Annotated in this window: 11 protein-coding genes; 4 read left to right on the top strand and 7 right to left on the bottom strand. The window is 59.8% G+C overall.

Going from position 1 to position 8,687, the window contains the following annotated elements; translation table 11 throughout:
• Positions 1-345 (top strand): ATP-dependent Clp protease adapter ClpS (gene clpS / locus FY112_RS03610; RefSeq protein WP_246700596.1); only part of this gene is annotated, 345 nt, incomplete at its 5' end.
• Positions 346-355: 10 nt separating this feature from the next.
• Positions 356-2,848 carry an ATP-dependent Clp protease ATP-binding subunit ClpA gene (gene clpA / locus FY112_RS03615; protein ID WP_094086063.1) on the top strand — a complete coding sequence of 831 codons (2,493 nt, stop codon included), beginning with the start codon at positions 356-358 and terminating at the stop codon, positions 2,846-2,848.
• A gap of 71 nt (positions 2,849-2,919) precedes the next feature.
• On the opposite strand, the gene FY112_RS03620 is transcribed toward clpA, so the two are convergent.
• The 7 genes from FY112_RS03620 to FY112_RS03650 form a co-directional block, all read right to left on the bottom strand.
• Entirely contained in the window at positions 2,920-3,210 is a 291-nt protein-coding gene (locus FY112_RS03620; RefSeq protein WP_003559040.1) for a Dabb family protein, read from the bottom strand.
• A 75-nt stretch (positions 3,211-3,285) separates the two neighbouring features.
• Positions 3,286-3,714, bottom strand: a complete 429-nt coding sequence (locus tag FY112_RS03625) for a PIN domain-containing protein (RefSeq protein ID WP_181018141.1) — start codon at positions 3,712-3,714, stop codon at positions 3,286-3,288.
• Positions 3,714-4,013, bottom strand: a complete 300-nt coding sequence (locus FY112_RS03630; RefSeq protein ID WP_027665977.1) for a hypothetical protein — start codon at positions 4,011-4,013, stop codon at positions 3,714-3,716. Before FY112_RS03630 ends, FY112_RS03625 begins: the two co-directional genes overlap by 1 nt.
• Positions 4,014-4,121: 108 nt before the next feature.
• A complete protein-coding gene (locus FY112_RS03635; protein ID WP_094086060.1) occupies positions 4,122-4,553 on the bottom strand; it encodes an HIT family protein in 432 nt (143 codons plus the stop codon).
• Between the two features lie 154 nt (positions 4,554-4,707).
• The gene (locus FY112_RS03640) at positions 4,708-5,898 is read right to left on the bottom strand and encodes a GNAT family N-acetyltransferase (RefSeq protein ID WP_151517716.1); all 1,191 of its coding nucleotides are present in this window, start codon (positions 5,896-5,898) and stop codon (positions 4,708-4,710) included.
• A gap of 180 nt (positions 5,899-6,078) precedes the next feature.
• Positions 6,079-6,798, bottom strand: a complete 720-nt coding sequence (locus tag FY112_RS03645; RefSeq protein WP_017960271.1) for a glycerophosphodiester phosphodiesterase — start codon at positions 6,796-6,798, stop codon at positions 6,079-6,081.
• Positions 6,795-7,265, bottom strand: a complete 471-nt coding sequence (locus tag FY112_RS03650) for a RidA family protein (protein ID WP_017960272.1) — start codon at positions 7,263-7,265, stop codon at positions 6,795-6,797. Before FY112_RS03650 ends, FY112_RS03645 begins: the two co-directional genes overlap by 4 nt.
• 136 nt (positions 7,266-7,401) lie before the next feature.
• Between FY112_RS03650 and FY112_RS03655 the strand changes: the two genes are divergently transcribed.
• Both FY112_RS03655 and FY112_RS03660 read left to right on the top strand, forming a co-directional pair.
• A complete protein-coding gene (locus tag FY112_RS03655) occupies positions 7,402-8,238 on the top strand; it encodes a cell envelope integrity EipB family protein (protein ID WP_151517717.1) in 837 nt (278 codons plus the stop codon).
• Positions 8,239-8,428: 190 nt separating this feature from the next.
• A partial coding sequence (locus FY112_RS03660) for a toxic anion resistance protein (RefSeq protein WP_181018140.1) occupies positions 8,429-8,687 on the top strand: 259 nt, incomplete at its 3' end.

An 8,687-nucleotide genomic window follows, 5' to 3' on the forward strand; every position in this document is an offset into this window, starting at 1 on the left:
GCAAAGCCGATCCGGATGCAGAACGACAGCGAAAGGAACGGGGACAACGCAAATCGAACCTCGGTCATCACACGCACCAAGCCGAAGACCAAAAAGCCCAACCTCTATCGCGTGCTGCTTTTGAATGACGACTACACTCCCATGGAATTCGTCATCCATATTCTGGAGCTTTTTTTTCAGAAGGATCGTGAAAGTGCCACCCGCATCATGCTTCATGTCCATAACCACGGCGTTGGCGAATGCGGAATATTCACATACGAGGTAGCGGAAACGAAGGTCAGCCAGGTGATGGACTTCGCCCGGCAGCACCAGCATCCGCTGCAATGCGTCATGGAAAAGAAGTGAGGATCTGAACGTGCCAACATTTTCGCCTAGTTTAGAGAAGGCGCTCCATCAGGCACTGACCTTTGCCAACGAGCGGCACCACGAATATGCGACGCTCGAGCATCTGCTGCTTGCCCTGATCGACGATGCCGATGCGGCCGCGGTCATGGGTGCCTGCAATGTCGATCTCGACACCTTGCGCAAGACGCTCGTCGAATATGTCGATAACGAACTTTCCAACCTGATCACCGGTTATGACGAGGATTCGAAGCCGACCTCCGGCTTCCAGCGCGTCATCCAGCGTGCCGTCATCCACGTGCAATCGTCTGGCCGCGAAGAGGTGACCGGCGCCAACGTGCTCGTCGCCATCTTCGCCGAGCGCGAAAGCCACGCCGCCTATTTCCTGCAGGAGCAGGAGATGACCCGCTACGATGCCGTCAACTATATCTCCCACGGCATCGGCAAGCGGCCGGGCGCTTCGGATGTGCGTCCCCCGCGCGGCGCTGAGGACGAAGCCGAAAGCAGCAAGCCGACTGCGCGCGGCGGCGAGGAAGAGGGCGGCCCGAAGAAGCAGCAGGATGCGCTCAAGGCCTATTGCGTTAATCTCAACGAGAAGGCCAAGGGCGGCAAGATCGATCCGCTGATCGGCCGTCACGCCGAGGTCAGCCGTACCATCCAGATCCTGTGCCGCCGTTCGAAGAACAATCCGCTCTACGTCGGTGATCCCGGCGTCGGCAAGACGGCGATCGCCGAAGGCCTTGCCAAGCGCATCGTCGAAGGCAAGGTTCCCGAAGCGCTCGCCGATGCGACGATCTTCTCGCTCGACATGGGCACCCTCTTGGCCGGCACGCGCTACCGCGGCGATTTCGAGGAGCGCCTGAAGCAGGTCGTCAAGGAACTGGAAGAATATCCGGGCGCCGTGCTCTTCATCGACGAGATCCACACGGTGATCGGCGCTGGCGCCACCTCGGGCGGCGCGATGGATGCATCGAACCTGCTGAAGCCGGCCCTATCATCGGGCGCGATTCGCTGCATCGGTTCGACCACCTACAAGGAATACCGCCAGTTCTTCGAGAAGGATCGTGCGCTGGTCCGTCGTTTCCAGAAGATCGACGTCAGCGAACCGTCGATCGAAGATGCGATCGAGATCATGAAGGGCCTGAAGCCCTATTTCGAAGAGTATCACCACCTGCGTTATTCGAACGATGCCATCAAGTCGGCCGTCGAATTGTCGGCCCGCTACATCTCCGACCGCAAGCTGCCCGACAAAGCGATCGACGTGATCGACGAAACCGGTGCGGCCCAGATGCTGCTGCCGCCGTCCAAGCGCCGCAAGCTGATTACCGAAAAGGAGATCGAGGCAACGGTCGCCACGATGGCGCGCATTCCGCCGAAGACCGTCTCCAAGGACGATGAAGCGGTGCTCGCCAATCTTGAGCAGGAACTGCGTTCTGTGGTCTACGGCCAGGATATCGCGATCGAAGCTCTTTCGACCTCGATCAAGCTGGCACGTGCCGGTCTTCGCGAGCCGAACAAGCCGATCGGCGCCTATGTCTTCTCCGGTCCGACCGGCGTCGGCAAGACCGAGGTGGCAAAGCAGCTGGCATCGTCGCTCGGCGTCGAACTCCTGCGCTTCGACATGTCGGAGTATATGGAGCGGCACACGGTCTCGCGTCTGCTCGGCGCGCCTCCCGGCTATGTCGGCTTCGACCAGGGCGGTCTTCTGACCGATGGCGTCGACCAGCACCCGCATTGCGTGGTCCTGCTCGACGAAATCGAGAAGGCACATCCCGACATTTATAATATCCTGCTGCAGGTCATGGACCACGGCACGCTGACCGACCATAACGGCAAGAAGATCGACTTCCGCAACGTCATCCTGATCATGACGACGAATGCGGGTGCGTCGGAAATGGCCAAGGCGGCGATCGGCTTCGGCTCGTCCAAGCGCACCGGCGAGGACGAGGAGGCGCTCACCCGCCTGTTCACGCCTGAATTCCGCAACCGTCTCGACGCGATCATTCCTTTCGCGGCGTTGCCGACGGCCGTCATCCACAAGGTCGTACAGAAGTTCATCATGCAGCTGGAGGCCCAGCTTTCCGAAAGGAACGTCACCTTCGACCTGCACGAGGATGCGATCGCCTGGCTGGCGGAAAAGGGTTACGACGAGAAGATGGGCGCCCGCCCGCTTGCTCGCGTCATTCAGGATACGATCAAGAAGCCGCTTGCCAACGAGATCCTCTTCGGCAAGCTGAAGAAGGGCGGCGTCGTCAATGTCACCGTCGGCCCGAAGGAAGACGGCAAGCCCGGCATCGTGCTCGAAGCCATCTCGGAAACGGCGCCGATCAAGCCGAAGCCCGAAGCCGAGGTCGTGCATCCCGAAGCCGAGGATGGGGATGACGGCGAGCTGAAGACGAAGGCAGCCCGCAAGACGCGCGCCAAGGCGGTGCCGCAGGCCGAGCCTGAGGTCCGCGACGCCCCGAAGAAGGGAAGCGCGGTTCCGAAGGTTCCACGCAAGAAGTAAGATACTGTCACCGAATTGGAAAAGGCCGCGTCACCCGCGGCCTTTTTCGTTTCCGGATCTGTATGCCCTTTTCAGAGCCTGGTGTAGTCGATCTCGAGAAAGTCGGCGACCTCGGGCACCCAGCGGTCGCGCACGAAGGCGACATGCAGGGGATGGAGGTTGTACGTGTCGTAGCCAGCCTGATCGTCGAATTCCATCGAAAAGCCGAAGGTAAAATCGTTTTTTGGACTCGTCTGCCGAAGCTGCTCGAAGTTCCGCACGCTCGGGATCTTGGCAAGCACCAGCGCGTCGGCGAGAAACGACGTTTCTTCAGCCGAGCCGGCTTCGTGCTTCAGGCGGAACGCGACAGTATGGCGGATCATGATCTTGTTCCTTCAGAGGTGCGAACGAAATTCAGTAGAAGAGCGTCAACGGGAACGATGGGATGGGTATGCCGGTCATGAAGGATACCGCAGCGGATTGACGATATCGAACCCGTCGAAATCTTTCTCGTTATCCGTGACGACAATGCATCCGTTGGCCTCGGCGACAGCCGCGATGATCATGTCGAGGCCGCTGCGTGGCCGGCCTTTGGCCCTTCCATCAGCCATCAGCCGTGCCCAGATCAGGCCGGCCTTCTCGTCGAATGCGAGGATACGACCGGCAAATAGGGCCTGCGGACCTTCGGGCCCTGAAAACCATGCCTCCAACTGATCGCGCTTCTTGCCGGCAGGCTTCTCAAGAACGCCGCGTCGGATCTCGGCGACGGTAAGGGAGGAAATAAAGAGGTCTGTGTCGGTCTGAACGGCCATCCAGGCCAGCAGGGGCTCCGATGGCGCCGGCTTGGTGACATTGCTGAGAATGTTCGTGTCGAGCAGATAACGCATCAAGGGTCGACTTTGCGACCTTCCTCGCGAGGGCGCGTGAGGTCGAGGTCAGCGCCGACCATAGGAGAGCGGCGAAGCGCGGCCAGAATGCCGCCTTTCGGAGCAGGCTCGCCGGCAATCGATTGACTGACGACCGCACGCAAACGCGAGGCATCCGGACCTTCTTCCGCAAGGCGCCGAGCAAGGGAGCGGATAAGATCTCGGTCGCTGTCAAGCGCAATCACCTCAAAGCGCGCCATACCACGCTCGCCGAGGCGGGATCGATAATTTTGAATGGCACGCTTTTGCGAACTGGTCACGATGCACCTTCAGCTTATTTCCGGTAATATATCCAGAAAATCGCCGTTCAACAAGGACGGGAGTGTCACTGGTGAGGCCGCCCTCGCGTGATATTGGCTGGGTCGACCTTAAGTCAGTGCTGCCCTGATCTTTTCGGCATTGGCGGCGAGCACGGCACCATCCTCCATCTTGCCGGAATGCGGCTTCAGGGCCACGCCCTCATGGCGGGGGATGACGTGGAAATGCAGATGGAATACCGTTTGCCCGGCCGCCGGCTCGTTGAACTGGGCGACGAACACGCCATCGGCGTCGAAGACATCCTTCACCGCATTGGCGATCTTCTGGACAACGGTAATTGCGTGGGTGAGGGTGGCTGGATCGGCATCGAGAATATTGCGGGATGGCGCCTTGGGAAGGACGAGCACATGGCCCGGCGCCTGCGGCATCACATCCATGAAGGCGATGGTATGCTCGTCCTCATAAATCCGGTGCGAGGGGATTTCGCCGCGGAGGATCTTGGCGAAGATGTTGTTGTCGTCATAAGCGGCCGGGCTGGTCATCACGAATCTCCTCGTTTTTCATAGCGCCGTGCGTCTTTTCAAACGCGCAATGGACGCTGTCGCACGTTGAATTGCTGCATAGTTTTATCCTTAAATCGATTCCGATTTAAGGAATATGCGTCGTCGAGCGGGTAACGCAGCCGGTACGGCGGCGTCAATCCTCCTGCTGACGCTCGCCCTTGCGGAAAGGACTGTGCTCGCTCAGCAACTCGCTCATCTGTTCGACATCGGCGCGCTCGCGGGCGAGATAGTCGCCGATCGCCCGGCGAAGGCCGGCATGCGCGACATAATGGGCGGAATGCGTCGTCACCGGCAGGTAACCGCGGGCGAGCTTGTGTTCGCCCTGCGCTCCGGCCTCGACCCGTTTCAGCCCTTTCGAAAGGGCGAAGTCGATCGCCTGGTGATAGCAGACCTCGAAATGCAGGAAGGGATGATCCTCGATGCAGCCCCAGTGACGGCCGTAGAGCGTATCGCCGCCGATGAAGTTGATCGCGCCGGCGATATAGCGCCCGTCGCGCTTGGCCATGATCAGCAGGATATCGTCGGCCATGCGCTCGCCGATCAACGAATAGAACTTGCGGGTGAGGTAGGGCCGGCCCCACTTGCGCCCGCCAGTATCCATGTAAAACTTGAAGAACTGGTCCCAGATGCGTTCGGTCAGGTCGCGGCCGGTCAGCCAGTCGATGCTGATTCCGTTTTCGAGGGCGGCGCGGCGCTCTTTGCGCAACGCCTTGCGTTTGCGCGAGGCAAGCGTTTCGAGAAAATCCTCGTGATTGGCATAGCCGTCATTGATGAAATGGAACTGCTGGTCGGTGCGGTGCAGATAGCCGTCCATCTCGAAGACGCCGATCTCATCATCCGGCACGAAGGTGATGTGGGCCGAGGAGATGCCGAGCCGGCGCACCACCTCCTTCAGGCTTTCGGCGATCGCGCTCTGGATCGGCAGTCGCTGCAGCCCTTCGGCGACAAGAAGCCGCGGGCCCGTCGCCGGGGTGAACGGGATCGAGCACTGAAGTTTGGGATAATAACGCCCGCCGGCCCGCTCGAATGCGTCGGCCCAGCCATGGTCGAAGACATATTCGCCCTGGCTGTGGTTCTTGAGATAGCCGGGCAGGGCGCCGATCAGTTCGCCGTGCCCGGTCTCGACCAGCAGATGGTGGCCGAGCCATCCCGTCTCTGCGTCGGCCGAGCCGGATTCTTCCAGCGACGATAAAAAGGCGTGCGAAACGAAAGGGTTGTAGGCAATCGTAGCGCAGGTCTTCGAGGCCCCGGAAAGCCTGGACCAGCTCTCCGGGGAAATCGCGGTGAAGGAGCGTTCTACGCGAATGGATAATTCATCAGTCATGGGACAAATGCGAAGCCTGTGGGAGGATAGTCTCGGCTCTGCCTTACAGCGCCGCGCGTCTTTTCAGATCCGCAAAGGACGCTGTAACACTTTGAGTTGCGGCATAATTTTGTCCTCAAATCGATCCGGTTTAAGGAATTATGCAGCAGTTTGCGCATGATCTTGGCCAAAAAGCGAGCGTCAAACAGTCCCACGCGGATCGAAGCCTTCGAAGGTCATCTGGTCTGCATTGGCGAACGTGCGTCGGCGCGCCTCTTCGTCACGCACCGTCCAGGTGATGACGGGAATGCCCTTTTCGCGTTCGCCGGTGATGAAGGCATTCGGCAGGTCGTCATAATAATAGGAGATGAAATCGAGACCGATCTCCATCGCCTTCGCATGCGCCTTTAACTCTTCCGGCGTGTTGCCGTTGGCGGTCAGCCCGAGCGGGTAGGGTGAGCCAAGCGCCTTCAGATCGCGCAGCAGCCAGTGGTCGAAGCTCATCAGCGCCACCTTGCCCTCATAGCCTTCGAGGACCTCAAGCACAGCTTCGGCGAAACCTTCGTCATCGGCCTCGCGCCCCTTGAGCTCCAGCACCAACGGCACCTTGCCCTCGACGAGATCGAGGAGCTGGCGCAGCGTCGGCACCTTGTCGCTTGTGCCGCCAACGGCGATCAGTCCGAGTTCCCGAGAGGTGCGCTCGCGGATGTCGCCGTTGAGATTGCACAGGCGCTGCAGGTCCTCGTCGTGAAAGATGACCGGCACGCCATCGGAGGCGTAATGCAGGTCGCATTCGATCGCAAAGCCCGCTTCGACGGCGCGCGAGAAGGCCGAAAGCGTGTTTTCCCAGACATGCGTGTTGAGGTCGTGATAGCCGCGATGGGCGACCGGCAGTTCCCTGATCCAGGCAACATTGGTCATTCTGCGATTTCCATGATAGCGTCTATCTCGACGGCGGCATTCAGCGGCAGGGCCGCCATGCCGACGGCAGCGCGGGCATGTTTGCCGGCTTCGCCAAGCACGCCGGCAATCAGGTTCGAAGCGCCGTTGATGACGAGATGCTGCTCGACGAAGTCGGGCGCCGAGGCGACGAAGCCGTTCAGCTTGATGACGCGCCGGATACGGCCGAGATCGCCGCCAAGTGCGGCCTTCGCCTGGGCAAGGATGTTGATGGCGCAGAGTTCGGCGCCGCGCTGGCCCGTTGCAACGTCGACTGTCGTGCCGAGATGGCCCGAGACAGCGACCTTGCCGCCTTCGAGCGGCAGCTGGCCGGAGATGTAGAGAAGATTGCCGCTGATGACATAGGGAACGTAATTTGCAGCAGGTGCTGCGGCTTCGGGAAGGGTTATCCCCATCTCAATCAGGCGAGCCGCAATTTCATCGGGCATTTTCGTCTCCGCTTTTGTTGTCAATTCTTCAAAAATTATGCATCAAGACTAGATTCTTCAATATGACAGTTTCGAGCCTCGATTTGGCCGAAAGCGTTCTTATAACATGGCGACCGAGTCCAACAGGAGTTAATGAATGTTCCGATCGAGTCTTGTCGCTCTGCTTCTCGCCAGCGTTTCCGCCAATGCATGGGCGGCTGCGCCCGCGGTTAGCGCTGCGATCGCGACCGGCCTCGTCGCACATCGCGCGGTCTACGATCTGGAATTGAAGGATGCCTCGGACCGCTCCGGCATCGCCGCCATGTACGGTCGCATGGTCTATGAGTTCGACGGCAGCTATTGCCAGGGCTTTACCACCAATTTCCGCTTCGTGACGCAGATCGACACCGGCGACAGCGTGCGTGTCAGCGATCAGCAGACGAAGACCTTCGAAAACCTGAAGGACGGCAAGTTCACTTTCGACACCAAATCCTTCACCGACGAGCAGCTCGATAAAGAGGTCAACGGTGCGGCGCAGGACCAGCCTGATGGTGTCAAGGTCGATCTCAAGCAGCCGGCGAGCCGCGAGCTGCAGCTTTTAGAAAGCCGTTTTCCCACGGAACATATGCTCGATGTGATCCAGCACGCCAAGGACGGCAAGCGCTTCTTCGAGGCGCGCGTTTTTGACGGTTCGGACGACGGCGACAAGTCGCTGGCGACGACGACGATCGTCGGCAAGCAGGAGACGCCGATCGCCGAGGAAGCCGATGCCGGCAACGCCGGCGCCTTCTCCAAGACGGCCTTCTGGCCGGTGACGATCGCCTATTTCAACGAAAGTGCGAAATCGGATGCGTTGCCGGTCTACCGCATGTCCTTCAAGCTCTATGAGAACGGCATTACCCGCGATCTGACGATGGATTACGGTGATTTCGTCCTGAGCGGCAAGCTCGCCAAGCTGGAGCTGCTGGACCGCAAGGCCGAGGTTTGCAAGTAGGCGACAGGCTCTCGCCTGTCATAAAACTGTATCATAAAATTCACTATGGTTCGGCGATCAGCGATGACTGAGTCGCCGTCTGTCGTCCTGCTTTTCGGGTCGGTGCGATCCTGGCGGCCAAGCCATTGCGATGACGTCTATCTGCTGGACTGCGTAGCCATTACGCATCGCAAGCTTGAAAGCCCGAATCATGGCCGACACCGATCTCGCGACTGTTCAGGATGCCGCCCTGCCGGTTGTTGTCGCCGATCCGGCGGAAATTGCCCGCATTTCGGATAGCATCAACATCACCGACCGTGCCGGCATTTCGGTCTATGGCGACCGCGCCCAGCAGGCGGTCAGCGATTATGCCGACAGGATCCTGCGCGAAGTCCGCAACAAGGACCTCGGCGATGTCGGCCGCCTGCTGACCGACATCATCCTCAAATCGAAAAGCCTCGATCCGGCAT

It is taken from the genome of Rhizobium sp. PEPV16 (assembly GCF_008919455.1).
In the GTDB taxonomy this organism is placed as follows: domain Bacteria; phylum Pseudomonadota; class Alphaproteobacteria; order Rhizobiales; family Rhizobiaceae; genus Rhizobium; species Rhizobium leguminosarum_Q.

What these genes read in the sequence shown, in the direction of transcription:
- FY112_RS03620 (WP_003559040.1), bottom strand. Translation starts at nt 3,210, where the DNA reads ATGATCCGCCATACTGTCGCGTTCCGCCTGAAGCACGAAGCCGGCTCG.
- FY112_RS03625 (WP_181018141.1), bottom strand. Translation starts at nt 3,714, where the DNA reads ATGCGTTATCTGCTCGACACGAACATTCTCAGCAATGTCACCAAGCCG.
- FY112_RS03635 (WP_094086060.1), bottom strand. Translation starts at nt 4,553, where the DNA reads ATGACCAGCCCGGCCGCTTATGACGACAACAACATCTTCGCCAAGATC.
- FY112_RS03640 (WP_151517716.1), bottom strand. Translation starts at nt 5,898, where the DNA reads ATGACTGATGAATTATCCATTCGCGTAGAACGCTCCTTCACCGCGATT.
- FY112_RS03645 (WP_017960271.1), bottom strand. Translation starts at nt 6,798, where the DNA reads ATGACCAATGTTGCCTGGATCAGGGAACTGCCGGTCGCCCATCGCGGC.
- FY112_RS03650 (WP_017960272.1), bottom strand. Translation starts at nt 7,265, where the DNA reads ATGCCCGATGAAATTGCGGCTCGCCTGATTGAGATGGGGATAACCCTT.
- FY112_RS03655 (WP_151517717.1), top strand. Translation starts at nt 7,402, where the DNA reads ATGTTCCGATCGAGTCTTGTCGCTCTGCTTCTCGCCAGCGTTTCCGCC.